General features: G+C 43.2%; 18 protein-coding genes and 1 tRNA gene. 14 read left to right on the forward strand and 5 right to left on the reverse strand.

The genetic code is table 11. The annotated features are described in order from the left end of the window. Window positions 1–20: 20 nt before the first annotated feature. Together queA and GWR21_RS23125 are read left to right on the forward strand one after the other, a co-directional pair. Complete coding sequence (queA, locus tag GWR21_RS23120; protein WP_162334016.1) at window positions 21–1,070, forward strand: tRNA preQ1(34) S-adenosylmethionine ribosyltransferase-isomerase QueA; 1,050 nt, start codon at window positions 21–23, stop codon at window positions 1,068–1,070. Between the two features lie 68 nt (window positions 1,071–1,138). Beyond that, the gene (locus tag GWR21_RS23125; protein WP_162334017.1) at window positions 1,139–1,819 is read left to right on the forward strand and encodes a 2-C-methyl-D-erythritol 4-phosphate cytidylyltransferase; all 681 of its coding nucleotides are present in this window, start codon (window positions 1,139–1,141) and stop codon (window positions 1,817–1,819) included. 11 nt (window positions 1,820–1,830) lie between these two features. On the opposite strand, the gene GWR21_RS23130 is transcribed toward GWR21_RS23125, so the two are convergent. Both GWR21_RS23130 and radC read right to left on the reverse strand, forming a co-directional pair. Then, window positions 1,831–2,811, reverse strand: coding sequence for a Gfo/Idh/MocA family protein (locus GWR21_RS23130; protein ID WP_162334018.1), 981 nt, complete (start codon window positions 2,809–2,811; stop codon window positions 1,831–1,833). A gap of 62 nt (window positions 2,812–2,873) precedes the next feature. After that, window positions 2,874–3,587, reverse strand: coding sequence for a RadC family protein (radC, locus tag GWR21_RS23135; RefSeq protein WP_162334019.1), 714 nt, complete (start codon window positions 3,585–3,587; stop codon window positions 2,874–2,876). A gap of 242 nt (window positions 3,588–3,829) precedes the next feature. Between radC and GWR21_RS23140 the strand changes: the two genes are divergently transcribed. From GWR21_RS23140 to GWR21_RS23155, 4 genes are all read left to right on the forward strand, one after another. Beyond that, a complete protein-coding gene (locus GWR21_RS23140) occupies window positions 3,830–4,777 on the forward strand; it encodes a ribose-phosphate pyrophosphokinase (protein ID WP_162334020.1) in 948 nt (315 codons plus the stop codon). A 39-nt stretch (window positions 4,778–4,816) separates the two neighbouring features. Continuing rightward, window positions 4,817–5,398, forward strand: a complete 582-nt coding sequence (locus GWR21_RS23145) for a 50S ribosomal protein L25 (protein ID WP_162334021.1) — start codon at window positions 4,817–4,819, stop codon at window positions 5,396–5,398. 143 nt (window positions 5,399–5,541) lie between these two features. Beyond that, window positions 5,542–6,123: an aminoacyl-tRNA hydrolase gene (gene pth, locus GWR21_RS23150; protein ID WP_162334022.1), complete on the forward strand. Its 582-nt coding sequence runs from the start codon at window positions 5,542–5,544 to the stop codon at window positions 6,121–6,123. 57 nt (window positions 6,124–6,180) lie between these two features. Next, complete coding sequence (locus tag GWR21_RS23155) at window positions 6,181–6,792, forward strand: fumarylacetoacetate hydrolase family protein (protein ID WP_162334023.1); 612 nt, start codon at window positions 6,181–6,183, stop codon at window positions 6,790–6,792. 250 nt (window positions 6,793–7,042) lie between these two features. On the opposite strand, the gene GWR21_RS23160 is transcribed toward GWR21_RS23155, so the two are convergent. Beyond that, window positions 7,043–7,477, reverse strand: coding sequence for a MarR family winged helix-turn-helix transcriptional regulator (locus GWR21_RS23160; protein WP_162334024.1), 435 nt, complete (start codon window positions 7,475–7,477; stop codon window positions 7,043–7,045). Between the two features lie 71 nt (window positions 7,478–7,548). Between GWR21_RS23160 and GWR21_RS23165 the strand changes: the two genes are divergently transcribed. From GWR21_RS23165 to GWR21_RS23190, 6 genes are all read left to right on the forward strand, one after another. Further along, window positions 7,549–9,678 carry an alpha-ketoacid dehydrogenase subunit alpha/beta gene (locus tag GWR21_RS23165; protein WP_238429963.1) on the forward strand — a complete coding sequence of 710 codons (2,130 nt, stop codon included), beginning with the start codon at window positions 7,549–7,551 and terminating at the stop codon, window positions 9,676–9,678. Window positions 9,679–9,757: 79 nt separating this feature from the next. Beyond that, window positions 9,758–9,831: transfer RNA gene (locus GWR21_RS23170), tRNA-Met, on the forward strand. A 65-nt stretch (window positions 9,832–9,896) separates the two neighbouring features. Beyond that, the gene (locus GWR21_RS23175; RefSeq protein WP_162334025.1) at window positions 9,897–11,051 is read left to right on the forward strand and encodes an AAA family ATPase; all 1,155 of its coding nucleotides are present in this window, start codon (window positions 9,897–9,899) and stop codon (window positions 11,049–11,051) included. Next, on the forward strand, window positions 11,048–11,722 hold the full coding sequence (locus GWR21_RS23180) for an HNH endonuclease (RefSeq protein WP_162334026.1): 675 nt from the start codon (window positions 11,048–11,050) through the stop codon (window positions 11,720–11,722). The genes GWR21_RS23175 and GWR21_RS23180 overlap by 4 nt, the downstream gene beginning before the upstream one ends. A gap of 252 nt (window positions 11,723–11,974) precedes the next feature. Continuing rightward, a complete protein-coding gene (locus GWR21_RS23185; RefSeq protein ID WP_162334027.1) occupies window positions 11,975–13,384 on the forward strand; it encodes a S41 family peptidase in 1,410 nt (469 codons plus the stop codon). Window positions 13,385–13,780: 396 nt separating this feature from the next. Then, window positions 13,781–14,725, forward strand: coding sequence for a hypothetical protein (locus GWR21_RS23190; protein ID WP_162334028.1), 945 nt, complete (start codon window positions 13,781–13,783; stop codon window positions 14,723–14,725). 80 nt (window positions 14,726–14,805) lie between these two features. Here GWR21_RS23190 and GWR21_RS23195 read toward each other — a convergent pair whose 3' ends face one another. Then, window positions 14,806–15,198: a ribosomal maturation YjgA family protein gene (locus GWR21_RS23195; RefSeq protein ID WP_162334029.1), complete on the reverse strand. Its 393-nt coding sequence runs from the start codon at window positions 15,196–15,198 to the stop codon at window positions 14,806–14,808. A 341-nt stretch (window positions 15,199–15,539) separates the two neighbouring features. On the opposite strand from GWR21_RS23195, the gene GWR21_RS23200 reads away from it, so the two are divergent. After that, complete coding sequence (locus GWR21_RS23200) at window positions 15,540–15,821, forward strand: hypothetical protein (protein ID WP_162334030.1); 282 nt, start codon at window positions 15,540–15,542, stop codon at window positions 15,819–15,821. A 7-nt stretch (window positions 15,822–15,828) separates the two neighbouring features. On the opposite strand, the gene GWR21_RS23205 is transcribed toward GWR21_RS23200, so the two are convergent. Then, window positions 15,829–16,572: an NUDIX hydrolase gene (locus GWR21_RS23205; RefSeq protein WP_162334031.1), complete on the reverse strand. Its 744-nt coding sequence runs from the start codon at window positions 16,570–16,572 to the stop codon at window positions 15,829–15,831. Between the two features lie 448 nt (window positions 16,573–17,020). Here GWR21_RS23205 and GWR21_RS23210 point away from each other — a divergent pair, with 448 nt between their 5' ends. Beyond that, entirely contained in the window at window positions 17,021–19,333 is a 2,313-nt protein-coding gene (locus GWR21_RS23210; protein ID WP_162334032.1) for a glycoside hydrolase family 3 N-terminal domain-containing protein, read from the forward strand. Window positions 19,334–19,442 lie beyond the last annotated feature (109 nt).

The raw sequence follows: 19,442 nt of genomic DNA on the forward strand, positions 1-19,442 counted from the left end.
AAATTTATTCATACCGTAATATGAAACTATCACAGTTTAGATTCGATCTTCCTTTAAATCTGATTGCACAGCATCCTTCCAAGACAAGAGACGAAGCACGTTTGATGGTGGTAAATCGTGCCACCGGCAAAATTGAACACAAGGTTTTCCGTGATATCATCAATTACTTCAATGATAAGGACGTAATGGTGGTGAACAATACCAAGGTATTCCCTGCCCGTCTGTATGGTCGTAAGGAGAAGACTGGTGCGAAGATTGAGGTATTCCTGCTGCGTGAGCTGAACAAGCAGAACCGTCTGTGGGATGTAATCGTAGATCCTGCCCGTAAGATCAGGGTTGGTAACAAATTATACTTCGGTGATGATGAATCACTGGTGGCGGAAGTGATTGACAACACCACATCCCGTGGTCGTACAATCCGCTTCCTGTTCGAAGGTAATGATGAAGAATTTAAGGCAGTACTGGATACCCTGGGTGAAACGCCGCTGCCGAAGTACATTAAACGTAAGCCTGAAGAAGAAGACAAGGAGCGTTATCAGACTGTTTACGCGAAATATGAAGGTGCCGTTGCAGCTCCAACTGCTGGTCTGCACTTCAGCCGCGAACTGATCAAACGTCTGGAGATTAAAGGGCTGAAATTTGCAGAAGTAACACTGCACACCGGTTTAGGTACATTCCGTCCTATCGAGGTAGAAGATCTGAGCAAACACAAAATGGATGCTGAGTATTTCAACATTGATGAGTATGCGGTGAAGATTGTAAACAAGGCAAAAGAAGAGAACCGTAAAGTTTGTGCGATCGGTACGACCACTGTGAGAGCAGTAGAGTCTTCCGTAACTGCGCAGAACCTGCTGAAAGCAGCAGAAGGCTGGACAAATACTTTTATCCATCCACCTTACGATTTCGCTATTCCGAATGCACTGGTTACTAACTTCCATCTGCCTAAAACAAGCCTCCTGATCATGGTTTGCGCATTCGCAGGTTATGATCTGGTGATGGAAGCTTATCAACAGGCTATCAAGGAGAAATATCGTTTCTTCAGCTATGGCGATGCAATGCTGATCATCTAATAAGCGAAAAACTATTTGAAAGGGTCCTGTTCCGTGTTTGCGGAACAGGACTGTTTATGTAAGGCCATATGGAACAACGTAAAAAGATTGCGATCATAGTAGCTGGTGGATCAGGCACACGTATGGGGAGTGCTGTTCCCAAGCAGTTTCTGGAGCTTTCGGGTAAGCCTGTATTATGGCATACAGTGAATGCTTTTGCGACAGCATTCCCTGATATACATATAGTGCTGGTACTGCCTGAGCCGCATTTTGACTACGTAAGGCCCTGGTTGCATGAATTTAGTACCGGGGTTGTCGTGACCCTGGTGAAGGGAGGGGAGACCCGTTTCCATTCTGTGAAGAATGGTTTGAGCGAAGTAAAAGAGCCGGCAGTGGTGTTTGTACATGATGGTGTTCGTCCGTTGATCAGTACAGCGCTCATCCGTTCCTGTTATGAAACAGCTTTATCAGCAGGCAGTGCTATCCCGGTTATTGATATGAAAGATAGCATCCGTCAGATAGAAGGAGAGCAGAATAAGGCGGTGGATCGTGAGCAGTTCAAAATAATCCAAACCCCGCAAACGTTTTTATCAGAATGGTTGTTGCCCGCATTTTCATTACCCTATGATCCGTTATTTACGGATGAGGCGACCGTAGTAGAGCGGCAGGGCCACCGTGTACACCTGGTACCGGGAGAGGAAGCCAACATAAAAATAACGCGCCCGCTGGATTTGACCATTGCGAGCGCGCTATTGAAAGAAAGAAGTTAATCTGAATAATTTTATTGTGCTGTGTCGGTAGACAGGCTTTTCTGAATTTTCGCCAGGATCTGGTGAGCAACTTCCATTGCCTGTAAACCATCAATTGCATTCACTGGCACAGGTTTATTATGCAGGATGCTGTCACGGAACAGTTCCAGTTCCATGCGGATCGCATTGGTCTGTTTGATCTCCGGATTATCTATTGCGATGGTCTTCTTGCCAGAATTGGTGTCGATATCCAGTGTGAATAATCCTTCGTCTGCTGGTGTTTTCAGCTTGATAATCTCAGTCTTTTTGTCCAGGAAGTCGATGCCGATATAGGCATCTTTCTGGAAGAGGCGCATTTTACGCATCTTTTTGAGGGAGATACGGCTGGAAGTGAGGTTGGCCACGCATCCGTTATGGAATTCTATACGAACGTTGGCTATATCTGGTGTATCGCTCATGACGGCTACGCCGCTGGCAGATATTCTGTTTACGGTTGACTGTACGATGCTCAGAACAATGTCAATGTCATGGATCATCAGATCGAGTATCACGCTGACATCAGTACCTCTCGGATTGAACTCGGCCAGGCGGTGTACTTCAATGAACATGGGTTTCAGCTCATGTCCTTTCAGTGCAAGGAAGGCGGGGTTGAAACGTTCTACGTGACCTACCTGGAATTTGATATTGGCTTCTTCCACCAGTTTAACCAGTGTTTTGGCCTCTTCCATCGTATTAGTCATCGGCTTTTCCACAAAGATGTGTTTTCCATTGCGGATAGCCTGTTCACATATCTTGAAGTGATGCGTTGTGGGAGCGATGATGTCGATGGCATCAGAAGCCTGTATCAACTCTTCCGCGGAATCGAATCTGGGAATCTGGTACTGGGCTACGCTATCAGCATTGGCATTACTCGGATCGAAAAAACCAACTATTTCTACGTCTTTCATAGTGGCCCATTGGGATAGATGTATCTTGCCCAGGTGCCCAACTCCGAAGATTCCTATTTTGAGCATGTTACTGTTTGATAATAAAATAATTGCGAATGTAAGGAAAAAGAGGTTATTATATCCAAATGTTATATAATGAATCCATCTTCTACCATACTGCAATAGCCGGCTTCTGAGACAATAATGTGATCGAGCACCGTGATATCTAACAGGCGACCTGCGGATTTTAGTTTTTCTGTGAGCTGTATATCAGCATGGCTGGGGCGGAGGTTGCCGGAGGGATGGTTATGGCAAAGGATGATCTGGGTGGCGCCTACCGCAAGCGCTTCCCGGAAGATGACCTTAGGATCGACAACAGTACCGGTGATGCCACCGATACTGATGCATCGGTTTTGTAACACACGGCAGGCATGGTTAAGAAAAAGCACATGAAAAGACTCGAGGCTCGCATCGCCAAGTAATGGTTTAAAGTAGAGAGCGGCATCACGTCCCTGCCGGATGGTTTTCTTTTCAAGCATATAGCCGGCCTGTCTGCGACGTGCGAGTTCCATAAGAGCGACTATCTTGGTCGCTTTAGCAGTACCGATACCTTTGATCTTTGTGAGCTGCTGGATAGTGAGCTTTCCCATTTCGCCCAGATTGTGGGAGGCAGCACGTAACACTTCCTGCGCCAATGTCAGTGCAGATTTTTCTTTGTGTCCTTCATTAAGTAATATGGCTAACAGTTCAGCATCGCTTAATGCATTTGTCCCTTTATTGATTAGTTTTTCGCGTGGCTGGTCGTCTGTGGCCCAGTTTTTAATGGCAACATGTGTGTTAGCCGGGTTAACTGTCCCTTCCATTTTGCTAAAATTATTAGCAAATATATCCCTTCCCATTAGATTTTTTTCCCTTCCCCCGAATTATTTTAAATTACACTTTCTGTTTGTCAAATTTATCGGGAAGTGTGAGTGTAAATAACTGTAAATAATCACGTTATCTATTCTTTAAATAACCAAATCGTTTATTGTCAGGCAGATTACCTAAAAAAATACAGAATACGTACTCCAAAAAGCATAGTTTTGCAACCTCTTTTTAATACTCCATGCAACCATCAGTAAAAATTTTCACAGGGAACAGTAACACAGCTCTTGCAGAAAAAATTGCGAAGCGTTACGGTAATGGTCTGGGTAAACTGACCATACAGAAATTCAGCGATGGCGAGTTCCAGCCAATCTACATGGAAAGTATCCGTGGTGATTATGTTTTCCTGATACAGAGCACCAGCGCTCCGTCAGACAATCTGATGGAACTGTTGATGATGATAGATGCAGCTAAAAGGGCATCTGCAGGATATATCACAGCTGTAATTCCATATTTCGGTTTCGCAAGACAGGACAGGAAGGATAAACCGAGGGTGGCAATTGCCTCCAAACTGGTAGCCAACCTGTTGACCTCTGCCGGTGCTAATCGTGTGATAACCATGGATTTGCATGCTCCGCAGATTCAAGGGTTCTTCGATATCCCGGTAGATCACCTGGACAGCTCCGCAATTTTCATCCCATATATTGAAAATTTGAAGCTGGAAAATCTTACCTTTGCGTCCCCTGATGTGGGTAGCACAAACAGGGTAAGGGAAGTTGCATCCTATTTCAATGCTGAGATGGTGATTTGTGATAAACACCGTAAACGTGCGAATGAGATCGCTTCCATGGTAGTGATCGGTGATGTAAAAGACAGGGATATCGTACTGATCGATGACATCTGTGATACTGCAGGTACATTGACGAAGGCGGCTAACCTGCTGAAAGAAAAAGGTGCAAGAAGTGTGCGTGCATTCTGTACCCACCCTGTATTGAGCGGTAAGGCATTTGAAAACATCAGTAACTCCGTACTGGAAGAACTGGTGATCTGCGATACCATTCCGTTGAAGCAACAGAGCCCAAAGATCAAGGTGATCAGTGTGGCCGACCTATTTGCAGTAGCTATCCGTAACATGCACGAAAACAGGTCTATTACAAACCTGTTCGTTCACAGTCACCGCAGGGGTTAATAATTCAGGATTATTTTTTAAAATATAAATGTTTAATCAATGAAAACGATAACAATCGAAGGACAACTCAGGAGCGAATTTGGTAAAAAAGCCACCCGCCAGGTACGTTCTGAGGGACAAGTGCCTTGTGTTATTTACGGGGGTGCAGAAACCGTAAGTTTTTCAGCTCCAGCAACATCTTTCAAGAACCTGATTTACACTCCTGACTTCCAGGTAGCTGAAATCAAAGTAGGTGGAAAAACCTACAAATGTGTACTGAAAGACAAACAGTTTGACACTGTAACCGACGAGCTGGCACACATCGACTTCCTGGAAATGGTGGAAGATAAGCCTGTAGCAGTTACCCTGCCAATCAGAATTACTGGTCAGTCCGAAGGTGTTAAAGCCGGTGGTAAGCTGGTAGTTAAAATCAAGGCGCTGAAAGTAAAGGCACTGCCTAAACACCTGCGTGAGAACATCGAAGTTAACATCGACAAACTGGAACTGAACGGTAACATCCGTGTAGAAGACGTTGTTGCTGAGAACATCGAAATCCTGAACTCCCCACGTATTCCAATCGCGTCAGTAGTAATGACCCGTCAGTTACGTCAGGAAGAAGCAGCTGAAGGTAAAAAGAAATAATTCTTTCAGAATATTTTGCAAAAAGTCCCATTCCGGCTCGTCCGGGATGGGACTTTTTCTATTTTTGCCCTGCATTGTACTTTGGCTTCGTATATATGGGAGCCTTTGTGATACAAAAGCATGGCAATTAAAACAATAATGCGATGAAATACCTGATAGTAGGATTAGGTAATATAGGGAGTGAATATCAGCAAACCCGGCATAATATAGGCTTTGATATAGCTGACGCATTTGTAAGCAAACATGGCGGTTCCTATAGGGCAGATCGTCTGGCAGATGTCGCTGAGGTGAAATGGAAAGGCCGCATATTTGTGGTGATTAAACCTACCACATACATGAATCTTAGTGGTAAGGCCGTGAAATACTGGATGGACAAGGAGAAAGTGCCTCTTGAAAATATACTGGTATTAGTAGATGATCTGGCATTACCATTGGAAGTCATCCGTCTCCGGGCTGGCGGCAGCGATGCCGGACAGAATGGCCTGAAAAGTATCCAGGAATTGCTTGGAACTAATCAGTATCCACGTTTGCGCTTTGGTATTGGTAATAACTTCCCTCGCGGAAAGCAGGTGGATTTTGTACTTGGCAGATGGACAAATGAAGAATGGGCAGTCGTAATGGCGAAGTTGGGTAAATGTGTGGAAGTGATAGAAAGTTTTGCATCAATTGGCCTGCCACGCACGATGAATGTCTACAATACGCTGAGTTATCCGTACGATAAATAAAATCCGAACAACTGATATGATCCGTTCTTTTAACCTTAAAACCAAGAAACACCTGTCATGAAAATTATTTGTGTTGGAAGAAATTATGCTGATCATGCAAAGGAACTGAAAAATGAGGTGCCAACCGAACCAGTGATTTTCATGAAGCCCAAGAATGCATTGTTGCAGAATAATCACCCATTCTATTACCCGGAGTTCACAGATAACCTCCATTATGAATGTGAACTGGTACTGCGCATCAGTAAGAATGGTAAACATATCCAGGAGAAATTTGCTGATAAATATTACGATCAGATAGGTATTGGAATTGATTTCACCGCACGTGACCTGCAGGATAAACAAAAGCAGAAAGGTTTGCCATGGGAGATTGCAAAAGCATTTGATAATTCAGCTGTAGTAGGACAATTTATGCCTATTACGCCAGAGCTGGACAAGAAGGACATTAACTTTTGTCTGTACAAGAACAAAGAGATCGTACAACAGGGCAACACCAAGGACCTGCTGTTTTCGTTTGATTTCCTGATAGCTTACATTTCCAGGTATTTCACCCTGAACATCGGAGATCTGGTATTTACCGGTACGCCGGCAGGTGTAGGACCGGTGGAAATCGGTGATTCACTGGAAGCATTTATTGAAAATGACAGCATGCTCGAGTTTATGATTAAATAAGGGTATGTGCGCAATACCTGACGCGCCGGATGCTATCATGGCATCCGGCGCGTTTTTATTTCCATGCCTTTATCGCATGAAAGGTATGGGCATGACTTACCAGTCGCAACCCGTGCGAAAGTGCAAAAACCGTATATCCGGAAGAACAGATGAGAAAGGGCGTTAAGCTGGCAGATTGTCTATTTTAATCAGGTGCTTCAGAGGCAGCGTCTCATAGTTGGGAATGATCGGTAAGCGCAAGGCGCGATTGTCAGGGTATGTTATGGTAGATCGCGTCTAATATTCTTGTTAACTCAACATAGTCGTTTTCTGTTAGTCCCGCCCATCCCGTTTTACGCATGTCGAGTACCAGCGGACGGACATCTTTGTATTTATCTGCGCCTTTGGGTGTCAGCTGCAGAAATACCTTTCTGCGGTCCTGTGGAGAACCTTCCCTTACCACCAGTTCTTTTTTTACCAGCAGTTCGATAATACGGGATACCGTAGTAATATCTTTCGAAGTCAGTCGGGCTAGCTCATTATGTGTGATCTTCTTATGCTTATACAGGTTTTCGATAAGTAGCCACTGGTCTACAGTAATGTCCTTTTTGTGAGCATCGAACGTTTTTTGCCAGTAATTCCTTATCCTTTTTAAAGTAGCGTCCAGCTTAAAAAAAGACGGATTGCTTACAAAAGTATCAGTCATAATTATTAATTTGCAATAGCAATAGTTGCAGTAGCAACTAATTTAAGTTAAACATCCAAAACAATCCTTACGTGTTTAAAGATAGTATAAGTGTTCCAACTTTTAAAGCTGCTGTTCCCGGTAAGGAGCGGTCTTCCGGCAAACAGGTGACACTACTCAAAGCATACCGTTTCATGCAACAGGCGGGCCATATGGCGGCCACCTATGAAGCGAACCGCAGTATCTGTAAATATGTACATTCCACTTCCCGCGGTCATGAGGCCATACAGATTGCGACAGGTATGCAACTGCAGTCCTGGGATTATGCCTGCCCTTATTACCGTGATGATAGTATGTTACTTGCCATGGGGTTCACTCCCTACGAACTGATGTTACAGTTGCTGGCTAAACGGGATGATCCTGCATCAGGCGGGCGTTCCTATTATTCTCATCCAAGCAGTCTCGACCCGGAGAAACCAATTATCCCGCATCAGAGTAGTGCTACAGGCATGCAGGTCGTGCCAGCTACTGGTATGGCACAGGGTATCCGGTACCTGGAAAAGGCCGGGTCGCCATTGTTAAAGACCGGACCAAAAGGTGAGTTACCAGTGGTGCTTTGTTCACTCGGAGACGGCAGTGTAACAGAGGGTGAGGTAAGCGAGGCATGGCAAAGTGCCATCTTGTGGGAATTGCCCGTTATTTACCTGGTACAGGATAATGAATGGGGTATTTCCGCCAGTTCGGAGGAAACCCGCGTAATGGACGCATATGAGTACGCCGCGGGCTTTAAAGGCCTGGAACGTATGCGTGTGGATGGTAGTAACTTTGAAGAGTGCTTTCACGCGATGGGGGCTGCCATCAGCTATGTACGGCAGGAGCGTAAGCCGATGCTGGTGCATGCATGTGTACCCTTGTTAGGGCACCATACTTCTGGTGTGAGAAAAGAGTGGTACCGCACAGAACAGGATCTTGCGTTGCATGGTGAGAAAGACCCTCTGCCACGACTGCGTCAGCGGTTGCTGGAAATAGGCGTTGAAGAGAAAGATCTTTTAGCAATAGAGTCAGATACCTCCAAATATATCAATCTCGAATTTGACAGGGCAAAAGAAGCTTTTGAGCCGACCGCTGATACTGTAGCAGACCATATTTTTGCCCCAGCGGCAGTTACCGTCGAAAAAGGTAACAGAATGCCCGCCAACGGTAACAAGGTCATGATGGTGGATGCTGCATTACATGCAGTGGAAGAGATCCTTCATGAGTTTCCGGAAGCCATCTTTTTCGGACAGGATGTAGGGCGCCGCCTTGGTGGTGTATTCCGCGAAGCAGCTACATTGGCTGAAAAATTTGGTGATAACAGGGTATACAATACCGCTATCCAGGAAGCCTATATCGTTGGTTCGACTGCCGGCCTTTCAGCTGTGGGGGTAAAACCCATAGTAGAGATCCAGTTTGCTGACTATCTGTACCCTGGTTTTAATCAGCTGGTGACAGAAATTTCCAAATCCTGTTACCTGAGCAATGGGAAGTTCCCCATACAGACACTCATACGTGTACCTATTGGTGCCTATGGTGGCGGCGGACCTTACCATTCCGGTAGCGTGGAGTCCACTTTGCTGACGATCAAAGGTATCAAAGTAGTATATCCTTCCAATGCTGCTGATATGAAAGGGCTGATGAAAGCGGCTTTCCTTGATCCTAATCCGGTGGTCATGCTGGAACATAAAGGGCTTTACTGGAGTAAAGTGCCGGGTACACAAGGCGCTATTACTGTTGAACCGGATGCGGATTATGTACTGCCTCTCGGCAAAGGAAGAGTTGTACAACAGGCGCACCCCCGTGATGTTAAGAAAGGCGATACTGTCTGTATCATCACTTACGGCATGGGTGTCTACTGGGCACAGGCTGCCGCCGCACAATTCCCCGGACAGATAGAGATCATTGATCTGCGTACACTTTTTCCGCTGGATGAGGAATTGATCTATGCAACCGTGAAGAAACATGGGAAGTGCCTGGTGTTGACCGAGGAACAGCTGAATAATTCCTTTACACAGGCATTGGCTGGCCGTATTCAACGGGCATGCTTTAAGTCGCTCGATGCGCCGGTATTTACACTTGGCGCACTTGATCTGCCAGCGGTTCCGATCAATCTCATTCTGGAGAATGCAATGTTGCCAAACCCGGCAAAGGTGGCGGCTGCGATTGAGGAATTGTTGTCGTATTAAAATATTACTCAAATTTTTTTGGTTATTAAAAATTGTCCATTATCTTTGCACTCCCGTTTTGAGATAACAGACGGGAAATGGCGAGGTAGCTCAGGCGGTTAGAGCGCAGGATTCATAACCCTGAGGTCTCGAGTTCAACTCTCGATCTCGCTACACTGGTAAAAAGGCTTTCATATAGAAAGCCTTTTTTGTTTATATTGGCTTATACTTTTGTTAACATGAGTAATATCTTCGTTACCTCTATAAATATTGATGAAGTCCGCAACATAAAGCAACTTCAGATTCCTCTTTCCAGTGATGAACGAAAACATTTAATTATTACGGGCCGAAATGGTAGCGGTAAAACGTCACTATTAATTGCTATAAAGCTCTATTTGAACGAAATTCTAAGTGAAAATATTACTGCCACAGATATACAAGGTAATTACATAAACTTTAAGGGGGCAATAAATGGAGTTTCCTTAGACTTCAGTGGTCGTCAAAGGAAAATAGTTGAAAGCCTTAGGACAGGTAAATTTATAGTTACATATTTTGATTCCAAAAGATTAACGTCTTTTAATCAACCTGTTGGAATAAATAAGATTACTTTAAAAGATCAATACACTTTTGATGAAAGGGTTGCAAAGGAATTTATTCAGTATATCGTGAACTTAAAAGCCGATATGTCTTTTGCAAGAGATGAAAATGAACTAGAAGAGGTGAAAAAAGTTGATTCGTGGTTTTCTAATTTTGAGAAGGCGCTAGCTGAACTATTTGGTGATCCAAGTATTCAATTATCCTTTGATAGAAAAAACTATAATTTTAATGTAATTGAAAAAGGGAAAGAGCCCTATACCTTGAATCAATTATCAGATGGTTACTCGGCAATTTTAAGCATTATAACTGAGTTGATTCTCAGAATGGATAACAGAGGTACTAGGAACTATGATATCGAAGGAATAGTTTTGATAGATGAAATTGAAACTCACCTTCATATAGAGCTTCAAAAAAAAATACTACCATTTTTAACTTCGTTTTTCCCAAAGATACAATTCATTGTAACAACGCATTCTCCTTTTGTTCTAAGCTCAATAGAGAATACTATTATCTGTGATCTGGAGAAGAAGATTGTTACAGATGATCTATCAGGTTATTCTTATGATACATTGATTGAAAGCTATTTTGAAGCAGATAAATATTCCACTGTTTTAAAGAATAAGATGCAGGAATATGAACGCTTGATGGCCATGAATTCATTGAACGATAGTGAGAAAATTCAATTGCAAGAACTAAAAAGGTATATTGAAGATATCCCCAAATTCTTAGCCGATGAATTAGCTGTAAAAATTCAACAAATTCAATTAAAAAAGCTTAATAATAAGAAGAATCAATGATTTTCGCCGCTAAGTCCCAGCCTGCACCACCTTGTCTAGCACATGAGAAAGCAAAAGCTTCTGGAACATATAGATGTGATGATGTTCTTCATGCTATTAAAAAGGATTTCTATAACAAATGTTATATCTGTGAACAGCGTGAGCCTACAACGATCAATGTAGAACACTTCACTCCACACAAAGGCAATCGCGATTTGGAATTTGATTGGGATAATCTGTTCTATGCTTGTGCACATTGTAATAATATTAAGTTAGCACAAGCTCAGTTCGATAATATCCTCAATGTAACTAACAAATTGCATGAGGTGGATAGAAAAATAAGATATCAGATTAAGCCATATCCGAAGGAAAAAGCAACCTTTGAGCCGATTGATAATACAGAGGCTGTAAGAAATACAATCACCCTTTTAAATGCTGTCTATAATGGTACTACGACATTAAAGACAATAGAAGCGGGAAATCTCCGGAGTCTTTTACTTAAAGAAATCAGGACCTTTAATGATCTGTTGTTTAGGTATTATGATGAAACTTATACAGAAGAGGAAAAAGTAGTTGTAAAGAATGATATTATAAGGCATTTGCGTTCCTCGTCTGCTTTCACTGCATTTAAAAGATGGATAATACTAGATCTTGAGAATATCAGGCCAGATTTTGAACAGTATTGTGAATAGTTATTTGATAGCAACATTTCTCAAATACCAATCCGATACATATTCTGCTCCTGCAAAATTTTTACCTGCTCCAATCTTTGCTATAAATTTTCAGATAAAGGGATAAATTCCTTTTTAATTGCTCGGGTTTGTTAGTTTTTCATTTTGAGGTATAGAAGCCAATAATTTGAGACTTTATAAATATTGCACTATTTTACCCTCTCACTTGAAGATACTTGAATAATTCCACCCTGTAATGCATTGTATCGAATTATGAAAAGAACACTATTCCACCAACTGGCATTAGCATTTTCTTTGCTGCTAATAACATCGATAGTAAAGGCACAAACCGAAACATGTAATTGCCTGGATAATTTGAACAAAACGATTAAGGAAACGGAACTCAATTATGCTGGTTACCCGGCAAAAGTGAATGCCAGTTATAAAAAACTGGTTTCAAACCTACGGTCGAAAGCGCTGGTAGCAAATGACCCTAAGCAATGTTACTATCTTATCCACGAGTATGTAAGATTTTTTAAGGACAAGCATTTTATCATCTCCTATACGAACACAAAGGATTTCGATAGTGCGGTTACCAGTTATTCGGGAAAGCCGGTTTTACCAATTGAAGGAATTTGGATAAGCCCGGACAGTGCTACTAAGATTGCCATTCAAAAAGCCACTGACGGTACTTTCGAAGCGATCAGGTGCGAATCATCCACCGATAGTTTTCCTAAAGGCTTTGTCTATTTCAGGCTTATACCCAATGGAGATCAATATATAGTTAAAAAATATGACGGGTTTGTCAGTACGGACTTTCCAGCTAAACAGACCGGGAATCTATTACGTCTCTGGAACCACACGTTATGGGGTAAAGTATCTCCGCAAAAAATGACGAAGGAAGAGCATGAAGAGCTTTCTGCCTGGAAGAGTAATAATTATGGGCTCGCATTCAAGCAACTAAATACTGAAGTAAGTTATTTAAGGATCCCAAGCTTTTACAACAATGACAGCAAGATTCAGCAACTGGTAACTGCAAGTGATTCCACCATCAGGAATACAAAATATCTTATCGTAGACTTGAGAGGTAATGGTGGCGGCAATACGGGATGGATCTATTTTCTACCCTATATTATGACGAATCCGATCGTTCAACGACCTGCGTTGATACGCGTAACACCTGATAACATTAAACGCAAATTACCCGACCTGGAATACTTTGTTAAAAATCCCATTGATGCTGAATATAAAAAGTATTTTCCTGATGAGGTGTTGAACGCCTATAAAAAAGCCTATACAGAGCTGCCTGTAACAAAGGAAAAGTTCTATCCAATTCCGGCTGTTACCTTTCCCCTTGACGCTGTAGCCAAACGACCAGAAAAAGTGGCCGTGATAGTTGATGGCTTTTGTGGTAGTTCAACCGAGTATTTTATTTCCCTCACCCATCAATGTCCGAGGGTCACCACTTATGGGGCAAATACTATCGGTATGATGGATTATGAAGGAATGTCTAATCCGACAACATTGCCATATAATAAGTTTATTCTGACGATACCTATTATCAAGTCAAGCTGGACTGATACTCAGCCTATTGATCAAACAGGGTTTACTCCGGATGTGCCTATCAGGCTTCCCGAGAGCCAGTGGATAGATTTCATTGTGGAAGATTTGCCTAAAAGATAAGATCAGGCACAAAAGGAGGGATCCACATGAGTTCTATGTTTCCGTCTCCATCCCAGCCGGCATCCAAAAATAGTTCTCTTGCGATGCTGACATTTCTCTGCATTGCGCAAACATTCCGCTGGCTTAATGGTGAAATGCAGGTTGTCTATCCACTCATATGCTTCCATCGTAAAGGTTTTTAAGGTGTCTGGCGGATAGGTGATTTTGTACTCTTCTGTGTTGTTTACTGATTGCAATGAATATAACTTTGGATAAAAGTTATAGCTAAAATAGCTAATCTGGTTGCAACTGGTTGGATAATAGTCTTTCCTCTCTATACGAATAAAGAGGTTGAGTAGTTATTCCTGATGCATCGTATATTTATCCTACTATAAATCTCTTTCTAAAACAATCCCTATGCGTAGTTCATTTTTGCTCCTGTTTGTTTGCTTCTTTTGTACCCGCTCTTACGCCCTGACCTGGGATGAGCCATGGGCTGATCTTGTAATGAAAAAAGCCACTTCGTTCGTGTTGGCTAAAGTTGTATCAGGGGATGATGATATAGTGAAGATCAGCATCATCAAAACCCTTGGAGGTAAAGAAGTTAAAGATAGCGTTCAGATCGCAGGATTTTATCTGCTTGATATCTGCAGCTCTTCTGGTCATGGCCCACATTTCAATATAGAACAGGCCGATAGTTGTTTCTTTTTTCTCAAGGAAGATAGCCTCGGCGTATACTCCATTGCTACGCCCACCAGCGGTTTCGCATATGTGTCCGATGGCAAAGTGATAGCTACTTACCGACACAGTTATCATATGGCTTCTGTTCCGTTTGATGTATATGAGAACACAATGAAAGCGATATTTGATAACTATCACGGTCAGGCATATGATAAGGCGTACATCACGGGACTGGCAAATGAATACCTGGCAAAGAAGCCTGCCGAACTCTCCGACGAAGGCGCTGCCACTTTCTTTATGCAGCATGTAGTAATGGAAAGCATTTATCATCTTCGTTTGCCGGGATATGATGCACAGTTGATCACCTTTCTGAAAGATACGGCTAACCCTCATAACCAGATATCTGCGGCCCGTGCACTGCATGCCAGTGATACCGACAATGCGAAAGAGGCACTTTATCATGTGGTGGCTGACACTACCCAACCAGGGTTTTTGCAGGTGATGTGTCTTTTATCACTGAAGGATCTGCATACGAACAAACTGAAAAAGAAATTAGAAGCGCTGGAAAAAACCGCTTCAGATGAAAAAGTTGGATTTGGAGGTAATATCATGGACCCCAGGATCTGTACACATTTGCCTACCGTTAAGGATGCATTGAAAGCCTTACTGGAAAAGAAATAGTCAGTGAAATATATACTATAAAACAGCAAAGGCTTTGAAGTACTATTTCAAAGCCTTTGCTGTTTTTATAACAACGGAGATTATTTCGCGTAGCCAACCCGCCTCTGCGGATTTATTTTCTCCATTATTATGACAAATATAATACCCAGTGTATACGAGAGTATATCACTCCAGGAAAAGTAATTCCCGAAAACAATATTAGCTACCCGTGAATGTCCGAGTCCTATCAGCTGTACAAAATTCAGATATTGTAGCGCTTCAATAAGGTAGGAAAATGCCAGTACTGCTATTGCTACAGGTAATACAGGTGCCTGCACAAAGCTGCATACAAAACAATATAACAGGATGACAACCAGGAAGTCTCCTACATAGGGACGAACAAAGCCATCATGTACATAAAGAGCAATCAGTACTTCTGTGACGAAGATCAGAATGGTAAGGATAAAATAGAACCAGCTAAAACGGAGTTTCATACAGATGAATTAAAGTGTTTAAATATTAATACCGGCTTGCCGGTTATTAATGGGCCGAAGATAGTGTATAATGTGTGAATCGTTTACTGGTGAATAAAGTATGCAGATACATGTTGAACAATGCTTTCAATATTCGCTTTATAAAAGCCGGCTCCATTCATAGCACCACATTCTACAATGTAATATGCATCGCCACAAAGACAAATATCCATCACAAAGACGTCGTGTATGACAAAGGCTAAAGCCTGGTAATTACTGCGGATATACCGGGCAGACTGCTCCCTGAGTATCTGACATTGGCATACTTTCATTATTTTTATCATCCAACGATATCTGTTGCTATGATAAAAGCCTCCTATCTTATTAAAATCATACTGCTCGCATTACCGGCTCTTTTACTGTTATACGTATTTGTTATCAGGGACAGGATCGACGCTGTATCCGGCATGGGTGGGGGTGGATATGACCTCACTAAAATGTACACGCTTGCTGGTACAGGGTTGTACCTTTTTGTGCTTGATCTGGGGTTACTGATACAGGATGCAGCAGGGAACAAATTCCTGCTACTGGCAGGAACAGCACTGCTGATTATAACAATTGTAATGGCGGTTCGTAGCTTTTAATGACATATTACCATCTGTCATAGATCCCGTTTTCGAATGCCTCGTTATACTTTTTTACATTGAAACTATAAAGGTTCGGCGCCTTATGAGCACCACCTTTTCTAGGCTCATCCAGCTTTTCCAGAATGTCCAGCGCCATGATCTTCCGGTAGAAGTTTCCCCGGTTCAGGGTTCTTCCCAATATCGACTCATATAGCTTCTGCAACTCAGGAAGGGTGAACTCCTGGGGGAGCAGGTTCAATCCGATAGGCTGGTAGTTCACCTGCGTCTGGAGTGTCTTTAATGCTTTGCTGAGAATGGTACTATGGTCCATAGCTAGTGCTGGAAGTTCCTGTAATGGCAGCCATTCACATTTGTCAGATATATCATCAGCCACCGGAATGACCTGGTTAAAGTCAACCATAGCAAAGTAGCCAATGGAAATGAAACGCTGCGCATGCCATAGTGCCGGCGACTGCTTAAAAAAGGCCTGTGAGCGGTCTTTTTTACCAAAGGTGGCAAACTGCTGCAGGTAGACTTTGTCAGCCCCTGTTCTGGCTGTTAATATGCGGATAGCGGCATCGTCTATGTCTTCGTGATTCTCCACGAATCCTCCTGGAAGCATCCAGTGGCGTTTCCCTTTCATGCGTACCAGTAGTACCTTGATAGTGCCATTGTCGAAACCGAATACAACACAGTCAATGGAGATATGTGAGAGATAGGTACTTTTCGCTTCTTCACTCCGGTCTTTTAACAATTCATCAAGTGTCATCGTGTGCCAAATTTACAAGTTTTTCATGTTGAGCAGGTGAGGTTAACCCTTTGCTGACTACAGTCCATACTGATCCCAAATTAAAAAATAGTTGTCTGGTATTTTCCTTTTTCCTATCATTGCTTTGAAATAAAGCAATAGGAGGACAAGTGTCATATTAACGCTTATATCCTTTGTAGTAAAGAGACGTTAGACTTATTCCACATATCGAAATAGTGAACAATGAAAAGATATTTTCCCCATCCGGAAAATACTGTCAGCACGCCTTATAATGAGATTCACCTGGTATCCTGCCAGACATATTACCAATAGGGATGTATTGGCTGACAGTACACGTTAATGATAGAAATACCGTAACATGACAGCTCGAATCTTTGCTGTAGTGCGGGTGATGCCAATAGGGGGCCTACCACAAATGCCGAATTTATTCAACCCTAAACAGCTAAAAATGAAAAGGAGATTTCTTACGATAGTCTCTCTGACCTGCCTGTTACAGGTGCAGGCGCAAACAACTGAAAATCATATTATTGTAAAGAATGCCAACGGGGCATCGCTTGGTTATTCTCCTGCGTCCGGTATCAAGATCATCACTGCAAATGGTCTGAAATTCAAGGATCTGAACCGTAATGGCCGGCTAGACCGGTATGAGGACTGGCGTTTGTCTCCAAAGGAGCGGGCCAGGGACCTGACAACAAAAATGAGTGTGGAGCAGATCGCCGGATTGATGCTATATAGTGCCCATCAAATGATCCCTGCAGCAGAAAATGGCTTCAGGATGGGGACGTATAATGGCGTCACCTTTGCCAATAGCAGGACGGCAAGGCCTTATGACCTTACCGATCAGCAAAAGAAATTTCTGAAAGAAGATAATCTTCGCCATGTACTGATAACAAGGGTGCAGGACGCAGAAGTGGCTGCACGATGGAATAACAATGTACAGGCATATGTAGAGGGAATTGGACTGGGTATACCGGCCAATAACTGTACTGATCCGCGCCATACCGCTGCTGCTACAACTGAATTTAATGAAGGCGCCGGAGGAGAAATATCTATGTGGCCTGACGGACTGGCCATGGCAGCAACCTTCGACGCTGAAACGGTCAGGCAGTTTGGGAATATTGCAGCAAGGGAATACCGGGCATTGGGCCTGACCACAGCACTATCGCCACAGGTGGACCTGGGTACTGAACCCCGCTGGTACCGCATCGCATATACCCTGGGTGAAAGTCCGGCGCTTGCTACCGATATGGCCAGGGCTTATATCGACGGATTTCAGACTTCATCAGGGCTGGATGAGATCAGTGACGGTTGGGGATATCAAAGCGTGAATTGTATGGTCAAACACTGGCCGGGTGGTGGACCGGAAGAGGGTGGACGGGACGGACACTGGGCCTATGGTAAGTTTGCAGTTTATCCGGGTAATAATCTGAATACACATATTTCCGTATTTACTGAAGGGGCTTTCAAACTACAGGGTAAAACCAGCAAGGCGGCTGCTGTAATGCCTTATTACACCATCTCTTACGGACAGGATCCTAACGGACAGAACGTAGCAAATGCCTATAGTCAATATCTGATCACAGAACAGCTAAGGAAAAAGTATAATTATAATGGGGTGGTTTGTACCGACTGGATGGTGACACACGACGAAGGGCCGACCCCCGATATCTTTGCCGGTAAACCATGGGGTGCGGAAGCGATCAGTGTTAATCAGCGGCATTATAATGTGTTGATGGCGGGAGTAGATCAGTTTGGTGGCAACAATGATATCAAACCTGTACTCGCCGCTTATGAGATAGGTGTGAAGGAACATGGTAAGAAGTTCATGCGTGACCGGTTTGAATTGTCAGCTGCACGCATTCTTGAGAATATATTCCGTGTAGGATTATTTGAGAATCCTTACCTGGTTCCTTCGCAAAGTAAGGCGGTGGTAGGCAATGCTGACTTTATGAAAGCAGGTTATGACGCACAGGTACGGTCTGTCATACTACTGAAAAATCAGCAACATGTGCTTCCTGTAACAGCGCGTAAAATAGTATATGTCCCTAAAATATACACGCCTGCAGGAAAGGACTGGTGGGGCAATATGACGCAACCCAGACTGGATTACCCTGTAGATACGAACCTTGTAAAGAAATATTACGACATCACAGAAGATCCTGCAAAGGCGGATCTCGCTATTGTGTTTGTGAATAGCCCTGTTAGTGCAGATGGAGGATATAGTCTGTCAGACAGAAGAGCTGGTGGAAACGGATACATTCCCGTAACCCTGCAGTATGGCACCTATACAGCGACAGATGCGCGTGCACAAAGTATCGCAGCCGGTGATCCTGTAATTGATCCGACTATTACCAATCGTTCCTATAAAGGGAAGTCTGTGACAGCAGCCAATACTATGGATCTGCGTACTATACTCGATACGAAAGCTATGATGAGAGGTAAGCCGGTGATAGTAGTTGTGAACGCGACAAAGCCAATGGTATTTGCAGAATTTGAGAGAGAGGTGAACGGGATTGTGCTGCATTTCGGCGTGTCTAATCAGGCTGCTCTAGATATCATATCAGGTAAAAAGGAACCCTCAGGGTTACTGCCTGTGCAAATGCCTGCAAATATGAGCACTGTGGAGAAGCAACAGGAGGATGTGCCGTTTGATATGGAGTGTTATAGAGACAGTGAAGGGAACGTCTACAACTTTGGCTTCGGATTAAGCTGGAAGGGAGTGATCAAAGATGCAAGAAATGAAAAGTATAACGTTAAGTGAACATGTAGAGATTGTTATGTAAAAAGTTCATGACTTAATTCCTGTGTAAACGGGATATTCTGGAGGGAATGGGGGGCGTTCACTATAACGCCCCCTTTATTTTTAAGCA

This window comes from Chitinophaga agri, assembly GCF_010093065.1.
GTDB classification, from domain to species: domain Bacteria; phylum Bacteroidota; class Bacteroidia; order Chitinophagales; family Chitinophagaceae; genus Chitinophaga; species Chitinophaga agri.